The sequence below is a fragment of the Psychrobacter sp. Ps4 genome (assembly GCF_022129285.1).
Lineage (GTDB): Bacteria > Pseudomonadota > Gammaproteobacteria > Pseudomonadales > Moraxellaceae > Psychrobacter > Psychrobacter immobilis_A.
The window spans coordinates 41134-59258 of the sequence record NZ_JADQAK010000023.1 but is presented as its reverse complement, the minus strand read 5'-3'; the positions used below and the strand labels follow the sequence as shown (position 1 = coordinate 59258).

17 protein-coding genes are annotated in these 18125 nt (G+C 42.6%); 6 read left to right on the top strand and 11 right to left on the bottom strand.

Going from position 1 to position 18125, the window contains the following annotated elements:
- Positions 1-606: 606 nt before the first annotated feature.
- From I3252_RS12325 to acs, 5 genes are all read right to left on the bottom strand, one after another.
- Positions 607-843: a hypothetical protein gene (locus I3252_RS12325; protein WP_227675952.1), complete on the bottom strand. Its 237-nt coding sequence runs from the start codon at positions 841-843 to the stop codon at positions 607-609.
- A gap of 132 nt (positions 844-975) precedes the next feature.
- Positions 976-1227, bottom strand: coding sequence for a hypothetical protein (locus I3252_RS12320; RefSeq protein ID WP_238035404.1), 252 nt, complete (start codon positions 1225-1227; stop codon positions 976-978).
- A 133-nt stretch (positions 1228-1360) separates the two neighbouring features.
- Entirely contained in the window at positions 1361-1789 is a 429-nt protein-coding gene (locus I3252_RS12315; RefSeq protein WP_055123559.1) for an MgtC/SapB family protein, read from the bottom strand.
- Positions 1790-1867: 78 nt separating this feature from the next.
- Entirely contained in the window at positions 1868-3061 is a 1194-nt protein-coding gene (locus tag I3252_RS12310) for an NAD(P)-binding protein (protein WP_238035403.1), read from the bottom strand.
- Between the two features lie 230 nt (positions 3062-3291).
- A complete protein-coding gene (acs, locus tag I3252_RS12305) occupies positions 3292-5253 on the bottom strand; it encodes an acetate--CoA ligase (protein WP_238035402.1) in 1962 nt (653 codons plus the stop codon).
- A gap of 522 nt (positions 5254-5775) precedes the next feature.
- On the opposite strand from acs, the gene I3252_RS12300 reads away from it, so the two are divergent.
- Both I3252_RS12300 and I3252_RS12295 read left to right on the top strand, forming a co-directional pair.
- Complete coding sequence (locus I3252_RS12300; protein ID WP_238035400.1) at positions 5776-7092, top strand: NAD(P)/FAD-dependent oxidoreductase; 1317 nt, start codon at positions 5776-5778, stop codon at positions 7090-7092.
- A 283-nt stretch (positions 7093-7375) separates the two neighbouring features.
- Complete coding sequence (locus tag I3252_RS12295; protein ID WP_238035398.1) at positions 7376-8344, top strand: pirin family protein; 969 nt, start codon at positions 7376-7378, stop codon at positions 8342-8344.
- Between the two features lie 138 nt (positions 8345-8482).
- Here I3252_RS12295 and I3252_RS12290 read toward each other — a convergent pair whose 3' ends face one another.
- The 3 genes from I3252_RS12290 to trpB form a co-directional block, all read right to left on the bottom strand.
- Entirely contained in the window at positions 8483-9586 is a 1104-nt protein-coding gene (locus tag I3252_RS12290; RefSeq protein WP_238035397.1) for an alkene reductase, read from the bottom strand.
- A gap of 341 nt (positions 9587-9927) precedes the next feature.
- On the bottom strand, positions 9928-10830 hold the full coding sequence (locus I3252_RS12285) for a DMT family transporter (RefSeq protein ID WP_238035396.1): 903 nt from the start codon (positions 10828-10830) through the stop codon (positions 9928-9930).
- A gap of 217 nt (positions 10831-11047) precedes the next feature.
- A complete protein-coding gene (gene trpB / locus I3252_RS12280; protein WP_238035394.1) occupies positions 11048-12274 on the bottom strand; it encodes a tryptophan synthase subunit beta in 1227 nt (408 codons plus the stop codon).
- A gap of 391 nt (positions 12275-12665) precedes the next feature.
- On the opposite strand from trpB, the gene I3252_RS12275 reads away from it, so the two are divergent.
- Positions 12666-14264 (top strand): GMC oxidoreductase, encoded by a 1599-nt coding sequence (locus I3252_RS12275; RefSeq protein WP_238035393.1) that lies wholly within the window; start codon positions 12666-12668, stop codon positions 14262-14264.
- 104 nt (positions 14265-14368) lie between these two features.
- Here the strand turns inward: I3252_RS12275 and I3252_RS12270 are convergent, their stop codons facing one another.
- Entirely contained in the window at positions 14369-14806 is a 438-nt protein-coding gene (locus tag I3252_RS12270) for a Panacea domain-containing protein (RefSeq protein WP_238035392.1), read from the bottom strand.
- Positions 14803-15525, bottom strand: coding sequence for a hypothetical protein (locus I3252_RS12265; RefSeq protein ID WP_238035390.1), 723 nt, complete (start codon positions 15523-15525; stop codon positions 14803-14805). Before I3252_RS12265 ends, I3252_RS12270 begins: the two co-directional genes overlap by 4 nt.
- A gap of 15 nt (positions 15526-15540) precedes the next feature.
- On the opposite strand from I3252_RS12265, the gene I3252_RS12260 reads away from it, so the two are divergent.
- Together I3252_RS12260 and I3252_RS12255 are read left to right on the top strand one after the other, a co-directional pair.
- Positions 15541-15981, top strand: coding sequence for a transposase family protein (locus I3252_RS12260; RefSeq protein ID WP_179799796.1), 441 nt, complete (start codon positions 15541-15543; stop codon positions 15979-15981).
- Between the two features lie 8 nt (positions 15982-15989).
- Positions 15990-16373, top strand: a complete 384-nt coding sequence (locus I3252_RS12255; protein ID WP_298970629.1) for a transposase family protein — start codon at positions 15990-15992, stop codon at positions 16371-16373.
- On the opposite strand, the gene I3252_RS12250 is transcribed toward I3252_RS12255, so the two are convergent.
- Positions 16368-16682 (bottom strand): hypothetical protein, encoded by a 315-nt coding sequence (locus tag I3252_RS12250; protein WP_238035388.1) that lies wholly within the window; start codon positions 16680-16682, stop codon positions 16368-16370. The genes I3252_RS12255 and I3252_RS12250 overlap by 6 nt on opposite strands.
- Positions 16683-17015: 333 nt before the next feature.
- Here I3252_RS12250 and I3252_RS12245 point away from each other — a divergent pair, with 333 nt between their 5' ends.
- Positions 17016-18035, top strand: a complete 1020-nt coding sequence (locus I3252_RS12245) for a lipoate--protein ligase (RefSeq protein WP_238035386.1) — start codon at positions 17016-17018, stop codon at positions 18033-18035.
- Positions 18036-18125: the final 90 nt, after the last annotated feature.

The window sequence follows — 18125 nt, the reverse complement described above, 5'->3', positions numbered from 1 at the left end:
AATACGCTTAGTTTACCAAGTTTACTTGTACGGTTTCTTCAGCATAGCTCAATCTTTCATATATAACTACAAAACTTTGATACGTATTTATCAATATTAGATATGACACGACTAAAAGACTCATCTACTGGAGATGCAATACGACGTTAATTTTCTCTCTCATAAGCTCTAAACGTAATGTCATGTAACCAAAATAGCCAAACCGCTGTCAATTGCGCTATGATAGCGATTCTGATAAAAACACTTGTACACTTAAATATGTAAGTAAATATATGCAGTTATTGAATTAAGCACCACCACCCTAATATTAGTTAATATAGAAAAACTCATAATAACAATAAGTCACAACCACTGCCTCTGTAGTTCCTTTACACGATCAGTTTTCCTCGGCCCACAGTTCCTCCTCTGTGGGCTCTTTTTTGCCTGTAATTCATGCTTAGTTAAAGGTTCTTGTCATATACAAGTATGACTATCTGCAAAATCTGTATTGTTTGAGCAATAATCTAAAAAGCGGCATATTGCTTACAAGGAAAAACCCACCTTATGGTGGGTTTTTATAATACAAATAATGAATCGGCGATGGCTTAATAAGACAAAGAAAGGTATTTAGAGCTTTACATCACTCAGTGTCATCGCCGTTATTTTAATCGGCACAGCGAATAGCCACGCAGTACCAGCAGTACAATAGAATCTGTTGTTATGATAAGACACGATTTGGGCAGTAAAATCGTTCGAATCTTGATCACACATAGCTTCTTCATCACTATTATCATCTACCGCACACCATATCTCATGGCAGCCATGCTCAAGCATTACACGAGTCAGCTCACTTCCTCTAAGCACTATATTCACCTCTAACTTCGTACTATTTTGTATATTATGTTATACGAATATAACTGTTTCTTAGCAATTTGGACAGCTTTATTTTCAATTAAAGTATTACAAATTAATATACAAACTTTCAGTTATAAGCAGCTATAGATTTATATCATCATAAAAAAGTTCTACTTTTTTTACTGGTATGGCGCATTGCCATTCAATGCCTTCTTTACAGGAGAATTGATCATTTTCAAAAGAAATAATGTGCCTTAGCAAATCATATTCAGCGCTATCGATACTATCCATCGCTTGCTCGTCGCTCTCATTACTGACCGCGCATAAAACCTGCTTATCCCCTCGTGCGAGCATGGCACAAGTCAGCCCACTTCCTCTCAATCTGGTACTCATAAACTATCCTTTATTTTCAACAATTTATAGATTTCTTGCTATATCATATAGATATAGAGATACTATATAGTATTGATTTATAGTCTCTTTAGTATTTAAGTGTATATGCAGGTTAACTCATCGTACCCATCGCTTAGTGTTTTTTAACTTTAAAGGGCTCTGAGAATTGCAAAATCAAAAAGCCAACGACCGATAATATAATGGCAATCTCATAACGACCGTAAGCCACCGAAATACCGATGGCACCTGTATTCCATAAGCTCGCTGCCGTGGCAGTACCTTTTGAGCCTTTTTCATTTTTAAAAATCGCCCCACCACCAATAAATCCCATACCTGTGATGATGGCATACATGATTCTCGCTTCACCAGTAGCATCATAAATATCCATACCAACCAACATGAACGCGCATGACGCAATGGTTACCAGTGGAAACGTCCTTAACCCCGCGCCGTTGTCTTTCATCTCACGATTAAGGGCAATCGGTAATGACAATATAAAGGCGATACCCAACTGGAAAAAATGATAGCCCATCAGCTCTAAATCTATATCGAATCCAAACATCGTTATCACCTTTTCACATTAAGAAAACACCCTTAAAGTCCAGTTTCGGATAGCGCAGTCGCTAAGTAAACTTGGCCATTATTTTGCTTTGTTGATTGCCTCAACCGTCTGTTGTGCCATTTGATAGCAACTTTCGATATTGCCTTGTCCGCACCAATCACCACTGACAATCCATTGATGAGACTCGTCTATCAAGATGCCTAATACTTCTTGATCACTATCAGTGACAGTGGCGGCATAACGCCAACGATGGCAATCTATTTGGCTAGGAGCATGATCATCGTTCCAATTCAATGCTTGCTTGGCAGCTATTAATAACTGCGCTTTGATCGTCTCCATATCGTCATCGATATGCTGCTCTGACCAGTCGTTGCGCGCATGAATAGTGACACTGGGTAGTAGGTCATCGCGAGCAGGTTTTTGGTGTTCGATAAATATTCTATCGAGTATAGAGTGATTGAGATAAGCCACATCCCAGCGTGGCTCTGCTTGAGCGCTTAACATTTTTGGTAATGTATCAAAATTATCCCAACCCAGCATCAGCGTATAACACGCCAGCATTGTTGGCTTAGAAATCTTGGCTTGCTCAGCAAAGCCGCTCTCTGCCATTAACTCTATGGTCTGACCGTTTGGCGCGGTACATATCACCCAGTCAAAGTGCCCTAGACTCGCACCAGTCTCATCAAATAGCTCAGTTTTTTTATCAACCTTTGCCGCTATAGACCTGTCATATTGAGCCAATGGCGCAACGCGGGTTTTAAATTTTATGGTGCTGTACTGCAACTCATCAGCCAGTGTACGCCCCCAACTGGTCATTTTTGGTGTACTGATATAGCGGGCTTGCGTGGTGTTCCATTGCTCCTTACTCTGAATATCGGGCGCTTGGATATCAAGCGATTGAGTATCATGATTCGCTGGTGTTAAATCGATCACCTGCGCGCACCATGGCTGTAGCAATCCCGTCTCTAACCAAGGCGTAATGAATTGCTTAAAATTTGCCGTCTTAGCCGTAAAAAACTGTGCTCCAAATGCCCATTGCCAGTTTTTGCCAGTGTGACTATCAGTACGATATCGAGTGGCTAAACGCCCTACGCTACGTGACTTTTCAAAGACAGTGATTTGCGGTAAGGGTGTTTGCGCACTATCTTGTGCTATGTTCTGAGCAAAGGCGCGCTCTAATAATGTAGCGGTAAACAGCCCCGTCAAACCACCACCAATGATAGCGATTTTTGGTGATTGGGTAGCGACAGCTTGCAAAGATTGTTTGGTCATAATGACAGCAGGCCTCATATAATGTTGGATAAAAAAGGGAGTGATAATATTAGGAATATTTTAGATAATATGGTTATCGTTAGATAAGATGGTTATAGAAAGTATTGAACCTTTAAAGTTTGTTGATATCAATATCGTCTGCGTAAAAAAGCCATGCTAGTTTTCATAACATGACTTTTCTGAACGCTAATCGTCTATTTACTGAACGTGCTTTTAATCGATAATTTAGCCTACTCTCCTCGCGCCGCTTTGACTACCTCAACCAGCTGATTAATCACCGAGCTATCCGCAAGAGTAGACAAATCACCCAAACCAACATATTGTCCTGCCGCAAGGTTACGTAAAATACGGCGCATGATTTTGCCCGAGCGAGTTTTGGGTAACGCTTCAACGATATGAATAGCATCCAAATTGGCAATCGGACCAATCTCAGCGCGAACATGTCGATTCAGCTCAGCCTTTAGCGCCTCTGTCTCTTTTTCACCCGATTTTAGAATAATAAAGGCACAAACGCCCATGCCGCGAATCTCGTGCGGCATCCCGACAATGGCGGCCTCCGCTGTCGCAGGATGCGCGACCACGGCGCTCTCAATTTCTGCTGTTCCCAGACGATGCCCTGCGACGTTAAGCACATCATCGACGCGACCCGTGATCCAGTAATGTCCATCTTCGTCACGCTGCGCCCCATCACCAGTGAAATAATAACCGGGATACTCACTAAAGTACGTCTGTAAAAAACGCTCATGGTCATTATAAATGGTACGCATTTGCCCCGGCCAACTGCTGTTAATTGCTAGGTTTCCTTCAGCAGAGCCTTCTAGCATAGTACCGTCACTATCAACAATCTCTGGTTTGATACCGTACAAAGGATTCATCGCTGCACCCGGCTTGAGTGCGACCGTGCCTGGTATCGGTGCCATGAGAATGCCGCCTGTCTCAGTTTGCCACCAAGTATCTACAATCGGACAATTGCCGCCGCCGACGACATGATAATACCAGTCCCATGCTTCGGGATTGATCGGCTCGCCGACTGTTCCGAGTAGTCGCAAACTTGAACGACCAGACTCCCGCACAAAGACATCGCCCTCCTTCATCATCGCTCGAATCGCCGTCGGTGCAGTGTACAGAATGGTCACATCGTGCTTATCGATAATATGACCGATGCGTGCCCATGTGGGATATTCTGGTACGCCCTCGAACATCACCGTCGTCGTACCATTAGCAAGCGGGGCGTAGGTTGCATAGGTATGACCTGTGATCCAGCCTACGTCCGCAGTACACCAGTAGACGTCATCGTCTTTAATGTCGAACACATCTCGAAAAGTAGAGAGAGCATAGGTGATATAGCCGCCCGTGGTATGCAGCACACCTTTAGGTTTGCCAGTAGAGCCAGAGGTATACAATAAAAATAGCGGGTCTTCGGCATTCATGACTTCTGGCTCGCAATGTTCTGATTCGCCATCGACCAAGTTATGATACCAAACATCACGGCGACCACTCATCGGTACAGAATTGCCCGTACGATGAACGACTATGACGTTGGTGACGCTGTCAGTGCCATCCATATCTAGTGCCCGATCGACATTGGCTTTAAGCGGCGTATGCTTATTACCACGTAAGCCTTCATCAGCCGTAATGATGATTTTTGAGCGGCTGTCTATCAGGCGATTGCCCAAGCTCTCAGCAGAAAAGCCACCAAAGACCACGGAATGCACAGCGCCAATACGCGTACATGCCAGCATCGCTATCATTGCTTCAGGTATCATCGGCATATATAAGGTCACGCGATCACCTTTTTTGACCCCAAGCTTACGCATGGAATTACCCAAGCGACAGACCGCTTGATGCAGCTCTTTAAAGGAGATGATTTTGTGCAGTGAAGGGTGATCACCCTCCCAAATAATGGCAGGCTTGTAAGGATTTTTTTTGACATGTCGGTCGAGACAGTTGACAGAGATATTCAACTCGCCGTCTTCGAACCATTTTATGCGAAAATCATCCAAATCATAGTTAACGTCGCTGATTTTGGTCGGTTTTTTTATCCAATCGATCAGCTCGGCACGCTTCGCCCAAAAAGCATCATTAGCCTGAGGTGATTCGATAGATTTTTCATAGTCTTCGCGGTATTGTTCAGCGCTAGTATTGGCAGCAGCGATAAATTCGGCAGCAATGGGAAATGATTTTTGAGTCATCGTATTTGTCCTTTTTAATTATTATGACCTGCACGCATAACGGTCGAAAACGACGGCCTGTACAGGTGATAAGAGTCATCTTCCATAATGTGTGACACTTAATGGTTAGTTTGACAAATAAGCAGAACGGTTGCAAGGTATCAACAGCCATTCATAACAATATGCCTATATAGCGGTATACTTGATCACCCATGATAAAGTTTATTGACGAGGTGTGGTTTTGCATCTACTCGCTTTTACTATTGGTATTGGTATTGGTATTGACCAATTTAAAACATTTTTTGATTTTGGCATAAATAAAGGCATCACTGTCCAGATATCAGATAATGATATGACATTTAATCCTTGTAACCTTGTATGAAATATGGACAATAGCTACACGCGAGATACGACGCCAAAATACACCCTTCACCAAACCCTCTTATTGACCTGCTGCTATAAAGATAAGCAATCGACTCTGTTGTTGATTCGATGACGGATTTGGTGGCTGGTTTTTTAAACCTATTATTTTATGAGACTACCATGAGCAATCACCGCAATGCATCACAATACACCCACTATGATGTCATCATCATCGGCGCTGGCGCGTCAGGGCTATACTGTGCGCTGACAGCGGGTCGCCGTGGTCGGCGCGTACTGGTATTAGACCATGCCAATAAAGCGGGCAAAAAAATCCTCATGTCAGGTGGCGGACGCTGCAACTTTACCAATTACTATGTCGAGCCTGAGCACTTTATCGGTGCCAATCAACATTTCTGTAAATCAGCGCTCAGTCGTTATCCCAGCTGGGAATTTATCGGTATGGTGGCAGCACATAACATCCCTTACCATGAGCGCGAACATGGTCAGCTATTTTGTGATGATTCAGCGCAAGATATTTTGACCATGCTCCTCGCGGAATGTACGGCAGCTGGCGTACAAGTAAAGCTAAATGCGCAGATTGACAGTGTGCAAGCTATCGAAAACGGCAAGAACGCCAAATTTGAATTACTGACCACCAAGCAGCTTAGCAAAAAAGAAAAGCAAGAAAGAAAAGAATCTGCCAATCAAACCAAACTGCCGCAAATAAGCTACCGCTGTGAGTCACTCGTGGTCGCCACGGGCGGACTGTCTATTCCAACGATGGGAGCCAGTGGTTTAGGATATGAATTGGCGCAGCAATTTGGACACACGCTGATCACAACCGATGCAAGCTTAGTGCCTTTTACCTTTACGGATAAAACGGGTGAGCTTATCCGATCTTTGGCTGGTATCAGTTTGCCAGTCATCGCTAGCAATGAGCGCATCTCTTTTAAATTGCCCATGTTGTTTACCCATCGCGGGCTGTCAGGCCCTGCTATGCTACAACTATCAAACTATTGGCACACTGGCGAGACCATTAGTATCAACCTGCTGCCAAATATCGACATGACAGCGCTGCTCCTTGCGCACAAAAAATCGCACCCAAAGCAACTGATTCGGACGGTCGTCGCGGATTATACCGATAGTGGCGATGACAGTCATAAGCTACCAAAAAAGCTGCTTGCCGCGCTACAAACGCACCTTTGGGACGATATCAAAGACACCGAACTTGCCAATATTAAAGATGAGCGGCTGACGGAGCTTGGCGCGACTTTGAATGGCTGGCAGCTCAAACCCTCTGGTACAGAAGGCTATCGTACCGCTGAGGTGACCCGCGGCGGCGTAAAAACTGATGAAGTCTCCTCAAAGACCATGCAAAGCAACATGCAGGAGGGCTTATACTTTATCGGTGAAGTGCTGGACGTTACTGGTTGGCTTGGCGGCTATAACTTCCAATGGGCATGGGCCAGTGGCTTTGTCTGCGGTGAAGTGGTTTAACCTCATTTAATTATAACGATGTAGCATTGTTTAATCATAAACAGTGCTACATCGGCAGTGCTTACAGACAGCGCTTATAAACAGCATTTATAAACATTGCCATGTCTGAATGTCCAACACCCCCTAACGAGATATCCCTATTTTTATTCTACTTAAGTTGCCTTTTATCTATATTAGCCCTTGATAAATTATTAAAATAAACACAATATAGGTAGCTATAAATGTAGCGTAACTTAACAGAACTTTTTTATTAAAAAATATGCTTTGTCTGACGAGGTAATAAATGCGTCCTATTAAAAATATTCATGGTGATAAAGCGCCGCACTGGGTAGGTGACGGTTTCTATGTAAAGACCTTAATCAACCATCTTGACGACAACCCTCATTTTAATTATAGCCATACCGACCCGTTTTTGTTATTCGATTATGGCAAACCAACGACCTTTGATCCGAACCCCAATTATAAAACACAGCCGCATGGGGTCGGACAGCATCCACACAAAGGCTTTGAAACCGTCACTATCGCCTACGAAGGTGAAATCAGTCATGCCGATTCAGTAGGCGGGCAAGGGATTATTCAAAAAGGCGATGTGCAATGGATGACCGCAGGTCGTGGCATCATGCACGAAGAGTTTCATTCCGAAGCTTTCGGTCAACGCGGTGGCGTCTTTAGTATGGTACAACTGTGGGTTAACTTGCCAAGTGCGCACAAACTAACCGACCCAAACTATCAAAGCATCAAACGGGCAGAGCTGCCTATCGTTGAGTTAATCGACAGCAGCAACCCTGACCACCAAATGACGATTGGTAAGGCGGCTATCATTGCTGGTGCGTGGCAAGAAATCACAGGCGCGGCAAATACCTTTACTCCGATTAACTTATGGGATATTGAACTGCATACTGCGGGCGCGACGACGCTAAAAGTGCCCAACACCCACAATACGCTACTGCTGGTACAAGAAGGTGAGCTACTGGTCAATGGTACGTCAGTCAGTGCTGGCAATTTGATTCAATTTGATGCGCCAACTCAGCACCGCACTGATGGGCAAGCTGAGCAAACACTGACTGCTGATGCCATTGAGCTGCATTATCCTGCTACCGAAAATAGCGAGCAAGCACCAGTCAAGCTTTTACTATTGACCGGTGAACCTATCGGCGAACCAGTCGCAGGTTATGGACCCTTTGTAATGAACACCCAAGAAGAGCTCCGCCAAACATTTCGGGATTACCAAACGGGTAACTTTGTTAAATAGTTAAAATACAGGCATCAAAAAGCCACCTGACGGTCTGCGTCAGGTGGCTTTTTATTATGTGCTTATGTATCGGCTAACGGTGAGGGTGTTTTTAACACACCCTAAGGTTAGCTAATCATAAGGGCAGCTGATTATCCATTATGCTTGGTTAAGGAATGGATAATCGGTATAGCCTTCATTGCCGCCACCATAAAAACTCTCTGGATGCTGCTCATTGAGCGCCGCCCCTTCTCGGATACGCTCAACCAAATCAGGATTGGCGATATAATCACGGCCAAAAGCAACCGCATCGATATAGCCGTCTTTGATGTTTTTCTCCGCTTTTTCAGCAGTATAGCCACCAGCAGCGATGATCATATTGTCAAAAGCATCACGGACACGCTGACGGAATGCATCACTATAAGGCGTGCCACCTGCCCAATCAGGCTCAGAGATATGCAAATACATCAGACCACGCTTGTTGATCTGTTCAACTAGCCAAATGTTTTCGTCTTCGTTGTAGCCTGCTTCTACATTGTTAAACGTGCCAAGTGGCGAGATACGAATACCCACATGATCAGCATCCCATGCATCAACACAAGCATCGATAACATCAAGAGTCAGACGCGCACGATTGTCACGGCTACCGCCATACTCATCATCACGCTGATTGGTTTGCTCAACCCAAAACTGATGTAATAGATAACCGTGTGCACCATGAATCTCTACCCCATCAAAGCCTGCTTCTTTAGCATTTTTGGTCGCTTGGGCAAAATCAGCGATGACTTGCTTAATCTCATCAAGTGTCGCTGGACGTGGCGTAGTCGCTTCAACACGGATGGCGTGGTTATTGCTATCACGCAATGACGTACGCACACCGACATGCACATCAGACGCTGAGATCGGCGCTTTGCCATCAGGCTGCACGCTTTCATGCGCAACCAATCCTGTGTGCCATAACTGTACGACAATTTTGCCACCTTTGGCATGGACATTATCAACGATGGTTTTCCACGCAGTGATTTGATCTTGGGTATGGATACCCGGCGCACCAGCATAGCCTTTTGCCTGAAAAGATACCTGCGTCGCTTCAGTAATAACAAGCCCAGCACTCGCACGCTGTGAATAATACTCTCCAGCAAGTGCCGTCGGTACATCACCAGGTTCAACAGAACGCAGACGTGTCAACGGTGCCATGATGATGCGGTTTTTTAGGGTTTGCGTACCCATTTTTACGGGTTCAAATAAATTATCGTGTGCCATAAAAAGCCTTATTTGTTGTTATAAAACCATAATGATTGGTTTGTTATTAATGAATAAACAGCGCGCTCGTTTTTTAATACGCTATTTATAAGCCGTAGTCTTTATAGGGGGCAAACATGATAATTCCAAGGAAAAATGACAAACAGAAACATCAATATGGCATTATATCGGTATTGATAATACTCATTATTCAACGCCTCTTATCAGCCTATTAAGCGAATGGCTTTAATCATCTAAAAACATAAATAGCAAAATAATATTATTTATCAATAACCTGTACTCATAACCTTTTAGTCAAAAGTCTACTTGGAGAGTGTTGAACAATGACCCAATCAAGATTTTTACAACTTGAGCATCTTTTTAATGGACAACTCTAAAGACAAGTAAGTGCCAAACAATATCACCATCGAGCCGATGATCGCAGGCGTGTCCAATGCTTCACCAAGCAATAAGTAACCCAATATAATCGCAAAAATCGGAATCACCAAGGTAATACTGGTTGCACGCATAGGACCAATACTTTTTATCAATTGATTCATAAAAATCAAGGCAATGGCGGTTGAAAATACGCCAATACAAATGACAGAAACCCAAGCAGTAAGGCTAATGCTTTTACCATATGGGAATTCGTAGACTGCTATCGGCAGCATAATAATACTGGCAATGATAAGCGAACCTGCGGTAATAGCGACTGGTGAGACATTGTATAAGTAGTTTCTGGTGATATTGGCACCGACGGCATAACCGACACAGGCCAATAACGCATAGCACATTGGTAGCAACTCGGAACTTGACTCAGCGCCGTGCCCGCTACCGCCAAATAAGTTTTCACTCATCAAAATAATCACACCGATAACACCGATGACTAAACCGAGAATTTGTGTTTTTGACAGTCTGTCTTTAAAAAAGGTACTGGCGATGAAACCGCTCATCATCGGCACAGATGCATTAAGCACCGCCAACACCCCTGCGTTTACCGAGCGCGCTGAAAAGGCAAACAGGATAAAGGGAATAGCCGCAGAAAATAATCCAACCAGCGTCAACACTTTCCAATTATCCCGTATACCCTCTCTGTTTTTTGGGCTGATCAAAACAAAAACCAGCATGGTCAGTCCAGCCAAGACCACACGAAGACTCGCAAAAGCTAACGAGCCAAATTCAGGCACGCCGATACGATAAAAAATAAAAGACAGCGACCACATAAAAGATAAGGTGATAAAAATAATGAGGTCGCGGTTAGACATGGGGTGATCCTATCAAGCGTTAGACGATTGCTCCTTACTTATAAAATGGCTATTTATGAACTTCTCGTTATGAAATGATTGTTAGCAGACATTCATCATAAAAGCGCAGTTATAAAAGGCTCAGTCGTAAAAAGTATCGTGTGATAAAAAAACCTCGATGATAACTTTTTAATTGCTCGATTGATGTTGTATTTTCTGTATTTATCGCTGATTTCTTCTACAAATTCACTTTATCCAAAATAAAGTCAATATCCTTATCGCCGCGCCCTGACAAATTGACCAAAATAGTCTCATCCGCTGACATATCCTTGGCAATTTTCATTGCATAAGCGATGGCATGTGCCGACTCTAAGGCAGGAATAATGCCTTCAAGGCGCGACAATGCCATAAACGCTTCTAGACATTCAGTATCAGTCGCCGACTCATAAGTAGCCAGTTTTAAATCTCGCAGATGTGAATGCTGTGGTCCAACCCCTGGATAATCAAGACCGGAGGCAATCGAATGTACGGGAGCTGGCTCGCCTTTTTCATCAAGCAATACATAACACTTAAACCCATGAATTTCGCCTTTGACGCCGAGCGACATCGTCGCCGCATGATTAGGGGTATCCAGACCTTCACCTGCGGGTTCCACGCCTATTTTTTCTACATCTTTATCATCAAAAAAGCCGCTAAACATACCAATTGCATTGGAGCCGCCGCCAATACAAGCAACTACCTTATTGGGCAGCTTACCCGTCGTTGCTAAGAACTGCGCCCGCGCTTCATGTCCGACCACTGACTGAAAATAGCTGACCATTTCAGGATAGGGCGCTGGTCCCAATGCCGAGCCAATCGCAAACATACTGGTATCGAGCTCATTAAGATAGGTTTCAAAGGCGCTATCGACCGCTTCTTTTAGCGTACCAGCACCGCGTGAGACTGGTACGATATTGGCGCCCAAAATCTTCATACGACTGACGTTTGGATGCTCCTTTTTAATATCGACCACACCCATATGAATCTCACACTCCAAACCCATCAATGCTGCTGCCGTTGCTAACGCTACGCCGTGTTGCCCTGCGCCCGTTTCGGCGATCACTTTGGTTTTGCCCAGCTTTTTAGCCAGTAGGACTTCGCCCAAACAGTGATTAATCTTATGCGCACCCGTATGATTCAAATCTTCACGCTTAAAATAAATCTGCGCGCCGCCGCAATGCTCGGTCAAACGCTGCGCATGATAAATAGGACTTGGACGACCAACATAGGTCTCACGCAAGCGCTTCATCTCAGCGATAAAATCGTCATCTTTAGTGATTTCACGGAAGCCTACTTCGATTTCTGCCATGGCTTTGGCAAGCTCAGGATGACCAATTTTGCCACCGAACTCGCCATATAAGCCATCGTTATTCGGTAGTATTGATTGATGTAAACCGTAGCCAGCTGCTGTATTTTGCGTTGTCATAGTTAAGCCTTGTTATTTTAAATGGAGTATTAGTATTGGCATTTTTGCCGAATTATTTAGCTTTTTTAAGGATAAGAATAGTGAATGTATTTGTGTTCTAGTACATTGAAACAAGATAATAAGCGAAATTCTCTATTCGGTCAAGTTTACACGTCACTCTAAAAATAATTGACTAAGTGACTGGCTAAGACATTGACTAAAAACTGGCAAGAATAATCGTTGAATGAAAGCCCAATTTGCCTATAAGTATTACAGCGATCGTGTGACTGAAATAATAACGCAACCTATGTTTGCTAATATGATGCTCGCTTAACTTAGCGCACCTTTGCAGTCTAAAGCTAATATTATTTCATACGGGCTTTTTAGCTTAAATATCAAATTAGGATACACCATGCAACGACGCCAACTGATTAAAGCCACGGGTTTAAGCTTAGGCGCTATTAGCACCTCCGCTGCAGTGAGTGGTTGCCAAACGCTTGCCAAGCAGCCAAAACTACCAAGCAAAATTACTCAAGCTGGACATTTTCCTAATATCATCGTTGGTAGTGGCTACGGCGGTGCGGTATCGGCGCTACGGTTGAGCGAAAAAGGTCATAAAGTGTTGATACTTGAGATGGGTATGCGCTGGGACAGAACACCCGAACATAATACCTTTTGCAAAATGATTAACGCTGATAAACGCTCAAGCTGGTTTAGCAATATGCCAAACGCCCCTATTCCCATTCCGATACCTATCAAAAAGTACCCTGGGGTTTTAGATTTAATCGAATATGATGATATGAAAGTCTTCGCAGGGCGTGCTTATGGTGGCGGCTCTATCGTCAATGGCGCGATTGCCATTCAGCCCAGACGCTCGCACTTTGAAGAAACGTTTCCTTGGATTGATGCTGATGAGATGTACGACACTTATTTCCCGCGTGCTATGCGAGAATTAAAAGTCAGCCAAATTCCTGAGTCATTTTTTAATGAGTCCGAGCATTACGAATTCACCCGCTCTGCTGAACGTCAAGCAGAAAAGGCGGGACTCAAAACAGAGTTTTTCGGTAATAGCTACGATTTTGACTATATGCAAAAAGAAGCGAAGGGCGAAGTCTATAAATCTGGCCTTGGCGGTGAAGTCATTTATGGTAATAATGCTGGCAAATTTTCACTTGATTTAACCTACCTAAAAGACGCCGAAGCCACCGGCAATGTCACGGTCAAAACCTTGCGCAAAGTCAATAGCATCCAAGCACTCGATAACGAGCAACTTAGATTAGAAGTTCATGTGTTAAATACTACAGGCGGCATCGATAAAGTTGAACATTACACTTGCGATAAGCTATTTCTAAATGCGGGCAGTACTGGCACCTCAGAGCTGCTACTCAAAAGCCAAGCGGAAGGCAAATTAAACAACCTAAACGAACATATTGGTCAGCACTGGGGGCCAAACGGCAATATCATGACCGGTCGCAATTTCGTCCACGCTGCTGGCACCACCCAATCTACCATTCCGGTCAAAGGCATCGACATGTGGGACGGCGATAGAGACGGCTCAAAATACAAAATCTTTGCCGAACTCGCGCCATTGCCATTGGGACTTGAGACTTGGACAACGCTATATCTCGCCATCACTGACAACCCAGAACGCGGCAACTATTACTTTGACAAAGCGAGCAAAACCGTCAAACTAAACTGGAAACGCGAGCAAAATGAGTACTCAGTAAATGCTGCCAAAGAGCTGATCGAAAAGCTCGGCAAATTAAATGGTGGCTCTACATCAAGCTTACTGTTTACCAAAGGCTTCGGCGATAACTTCTGCTATCACCCACTAGGTGGCTGCGTATTAGGTAAAGCGACTGATGAGTTCGGTCGCGTCAAAGGTCATAAAAATATCTACGTGCAAGATGGGGCGTTAATCCCTGGTAGCGCTGGCGTGAATCCGTATGTGTTTATCACCGGACTTGCGGAGCGTAATTTGGCGGCTATTCTAAAGGAAGATTTTGGGTAGGTCGTAGAAGGGTTTCAAAAGTTAAAAGTATGAAAACGCTCTTAAGGAGCGTTTTTTTGAGTTTTGGATTTGATGGAATAGTTCTGCTAGCAACTTACATCTACTCATCTGAACTCTATAAGGTCTAGATAAGTATATCTATTTGATTTCACGATAGGAGGGGTTGAATAAACATATTCAATAAACCCATTCCAATACATCCCTTTAGTATCTCGAATTACGGCATCGATAATTTCTTTGATATGAGACTCTAAAGTTGGCTTCTCCCCTAGGTACTGAAATATTATCTTTGGAGTACCGTATATCGTTTGTGTTTCAACTATACCAATATCAGGATCTCTATACGCAACGTCATAAACATCACGTACGAAGGGTCCATAATTATCAAAATACCACTTTATATTTGTAACTTGATTGCCTGTAGTTCTAACAGCTTCCCAGTCAGTTAAATAAATTAATTTAGTTAATCTAGCGTTAGATAATTCATGTGAGTGTGGATAAATAACACAAATATATTTTATTAAATTACTGATTATATTCATATCTTTTCCTCACTTATTATAGTTTTATTCAAGATAGCGTGATTATAATCTAAAAGTTCCAAAACAATACTATCATGCTCATCCAGGATACGGTTTATTTCGGATAAATCAAATTGCTCATTAACAGTAGTACTCTCACACAAGAGTACACCAATACGATCGCCTAAGTTCTTAGTAATCATATAAGGATAGAAGCTTCTACTTTGCATGTTGAACCTTCTTGCAACCTCCATATTAATTCCAAGAGCCTTAGTCTCTTTTAGATATTCAACATCGTTACCACTCAAATGGATAGTGCTAGTATTAGTGTGACTACTTACAAAAGCTCTGCCAATAACACCTTCATCTTTTGGGAACCTCAACCTATTGGTTTTGTTATAGTTCACATTAACACTATATCTGCCGAAAATATGTAAGAAATCTTGTTCATCTTTATTGCTATCTACACTTATAAGCATATAAAGAGAAATTCGTTCATTAGGTGTAAACTCTAGCTTTTTGGATAAAAAAGCTAGAAATCTTGAAGTTATCTCTCTTGATTCGGATAAATGCTGTGTTTTTAGTTCAGTTATCGCTTCTTGAGCGTCATTGAGATTCTGTTTTATTTCACTTAATTCTTTATTTCTCTCTTCAACTTCAAGATTGAGTCTTATTTTTTCATTAATTAGTAGACCTCTTGCAAAAGTGGCAGAGGATTTTACAATAACTAATGCACTCACAACTGGCTGGAAACCATGCCAAACATAGATAAGCTACTTGAACAGAATGATGCAGGCTTTAAGCGCTACACAGGCATTCATAAAACTACCTTTTATGAAATGAAAGATGTCCTGCAGCAGCATGAAGCACAAAAGACTAAATCAGGCAGACCGAGTGCCCTTAGCTTAGAAGCGCAAATACTATTAGCGCTTACCTATTGGCGTGAGTACCGAACGCTCTATCACATCAGTACGGACTTTGGCATTCACGAATCGTCTGCCAGTCGTATTATTCGTAGAATAGAAGACATACTGATTCATTCTGGCAGGTTTGAGTTGCCTAAAAAATTGCCTAGTAGAGTCGATGAGGACATTAATTGGTCAGTCGTCATCGTCGATGCGACTGAAACCCCGATTGAGCGTCCAAAAAAAACCAAAGAGACTACTACAGCGGCAAGAAAAAACAACACACCTTAAAAGCACAAGTGATGGTTCACTGGCAAACAGGTTTAATACTAGATGTTCAAACGTCCAAAGGCTCTACTCACGATTTTAAGCTGTATAAAGATACTTGTCCTGACTGGCTTCCTTGTGACACTAAGCTATTAGCGGATAGTGGCTATCAGGGCATTGCAAAGTTACATGAACAAAGCTTCATCCCCTTTAAAAAGCCACGTGGGGGTCAGCTGTTGGATCTTTGCAAACAAGCTAATCACTATCTGGCTAAGTTTCGCATTATGGTTGAACACAAAATAGGCTTAATCAAACGGTTTAAAATGGTCGCTCATAAATATCGCAATCGTCGTCAGCGCTATGATCTTAGAATGAAGCTGTTCGCCGGTCTTGTTAATTTCGAGCTTAGCTTATGACTTTTGCAAGAGGTCTAGTGTATTAGTTTCGGCAAACTCCCTGTCCCTTTTCTTCTTATTTTTATATATGAATAAGATATATAGGGGTAAAATAAGAAATAAAATATAGAAAGCCTTATTTTCCCAAACCTTACTGTATGGGATGCTATCATCTCTTATAATTTGTATAAAAGAGCCAACTGAAGGTGTAAAAATAATACCTATTAGAAAAAGCACTAGACCTTCAATAGTTTTAAAAAACTCTAATACATTACTCTCTAACCATCTAGCAGTTCTTACGAGAAAAGAATCGTTTTCTAGATCAGACATCCTTTATAAAGCCTTAAGCTACAAGAAATACCCCATTATACCTATTATCATTATGAATCTATCAATATATGTTGAGCTTAAGACTTTATTTTTCTTAAACTTGAACTGAACAATCTTAACGTAATATTATTTAATAATTATCTAAGATACAAGCAAATGAAACTTCTATACGTCATTAGTTGTCGTTCGACCCTACTTAGAAACTATATTAGGAATATCTTTCCAATTTTATATTGTCTATAGCTCTATACAAGTAAATATCAATGCATGAAACGCCATTCAATACGTGCATTATTGATAATAACTAAAACCATTCGAGAAAAAGGACAAACAATGAAACTGCGCATCTTAAAATCTAGCGTTACCAACCCTTGGTTTAACCTCGCGACCGAGGATTGGATATTTAATACGCTCAATCCCGACTCGCACACGCTATTCTTATGGCGCAATAGCGAGACCGTGGTCATTGGGCGCTCGCAAAACCCATGGGTGGAATGCAAAATCGATAAGATGGAAGCCGACGATGTGTTTTTGGCGCGGCGTCAGAGTGGCGGTGGCGCGGTGTTTCATGATTTAGGCAATACTAACTTTACCTTTTTATCGCCCAAAGACGACTACGACCAAGAAGCGAACTTTACCATTATTATTAATGCGCTAAAAAAGTTAGGCATAGACGCGGATTTATCAGGTCGTAATGACATGCAAGTCGGTGATAAGAAAATATCAGGTAGCGCCTTTAAACATGCCGCCGATCGCAGCTTTCATCATGGTACGTTGCTCGTAAATGCCAACATGCAAAAGCTGGGCGATTATCTCAATCCGCATCCGCTTAAGCTAAAAGCAAAAGGCATTAAATCTGTCCGCGCTCGCGTCGCCAATTTGGTTGAGTTTAATGCAGACATCAATCACGAGATCTTATCCGAGGCGATTATCGAGGCATTTTGTGAATATTATCGTGACACTGATTATGGCGACACTACGCCAGTCGAAGAATTGGATGAAGCCAGTCTCGCCAAGCAGCCGACATTGAACAAATATTATCAACAAATGGCAGATTGGGATTGGCGCTTTGGCAAAACACCTGAATTTTCCCATCATATTGAGACACGCTTTGATTGGGGTACTATTGACTTGCACCTTGATGTGAAGCAAGCAGTGATACGCGATGTGGTTATCTTCTCTGATGCGCTAAACGTTGAACTGATTGACCAGTTAAAAGATGCCCTGACTGGCGTTAAATATAATAAAGAACCTATTAAAGCCAAGTTGGACGAATTAGGTAAGGCTCATTCTGATTTGGCAGCGCAGATTGATGACGTGTCTGTGTGGCTGCTTAGGGAAATGGAAGGTTAGATTTTTGCTTGTTATTAATAATGAATAAAGAGGCTCAATCTCTTATTGCAGTCAGTATTTCAATCGCCTTTATACTTTGCACGGATTAGT

Coding starts and splice junctions, on each gene's coding strand:
- I3252_RS12295 (WP_238035398.1), top strand. CDS start 7,376: ATGCGTCCTATTAAAAATATTCATGGTGATAAAGCGCCGCACTGGGTA.
- I3252_RS12320 (WP_238035404.1), bottom strand. CDS start 1,227: ATGAGTACCAGATTGAGAGGAAGTGGGCTGACTTGTGCCATGCTCGCA.
- acs (WP_238035402.1), bottom strand. CDS start 5,253: ATGACTCAAAAATCATTTCCCATTGCTGCCGAATTTATCGCTGCTGCC.
- I3252_RS12300 (WP_238035400.1), top strand. CDS start 5,776: ATGAGCAATCACCGCAATGCATCACAATACACCCACTATGATGTCATC.
- I3252_RS12285 (WP_238035396.1), bottom strand. CDS start 10,830: ATGTCTAACCGCGACCTCATTATTTTTATCACCTTATCTTTTATGTGG.
- I3252_RS12260 (WP_179799796.1), top strand. CDS start 15,541: ATGCCAAACATAGATAAGCTACTTGAACAGAATGATGCAGGCTTTAAG.
- I3252_RS12315 (WP_055123559.1), bottom strand. CDS start 1,789: ATGTTTGGATTCGATATAGATTTAGAGCTGATGGGCTATCATTTTTTC.
- I3252_RS12250 (WP_238035388.1), bottom strand. CDS start 16,682: ATGTCTGATCTAGAAAACGATTCTTTTCTCGTAAGAACTGCTAGATGG.
- I3252_RS12245 (WP_238035386.1), top strand. CDS start 17,016: ATGAAACTGCGCATCTTAAAATCTAGCGTTACCAACCCTTGGTTTAAC.
- I3252_RS12290 (WP_238035397.1), bottom strand. CDS start 9,586: ATGGCACACGATAATTTATTTGAACCCGTAAAAATGGGTACGCAAACC.
- I3252_RS12270 (WP_238035392.1), bottom strand. CDS start 14,806: ATGAATATAATCAGTAATTTAATAAAATATATTTGTGTTATTTATCCA.
- trpB (WP_238035394.1), bottom strand. CDS start 12,274: ATGACAACGCAAAATACAGCAGCTGGCTACGGTTTACATCAATCAATA.
- I3252_RS12310 (WP_238035403.1), bottom strand. CDS start 3,061: ATGACCAAACAATCTTTGCAAGCTGTCGCTACCCAATCACCAAAAATC.
- I3252_RS12275 (WP_238035393.1), top strand. CDS start 12,666: ATGCAACGACGCCAACTGATTAAAGCCACGGGTTTAAGCTTAGGCGCT.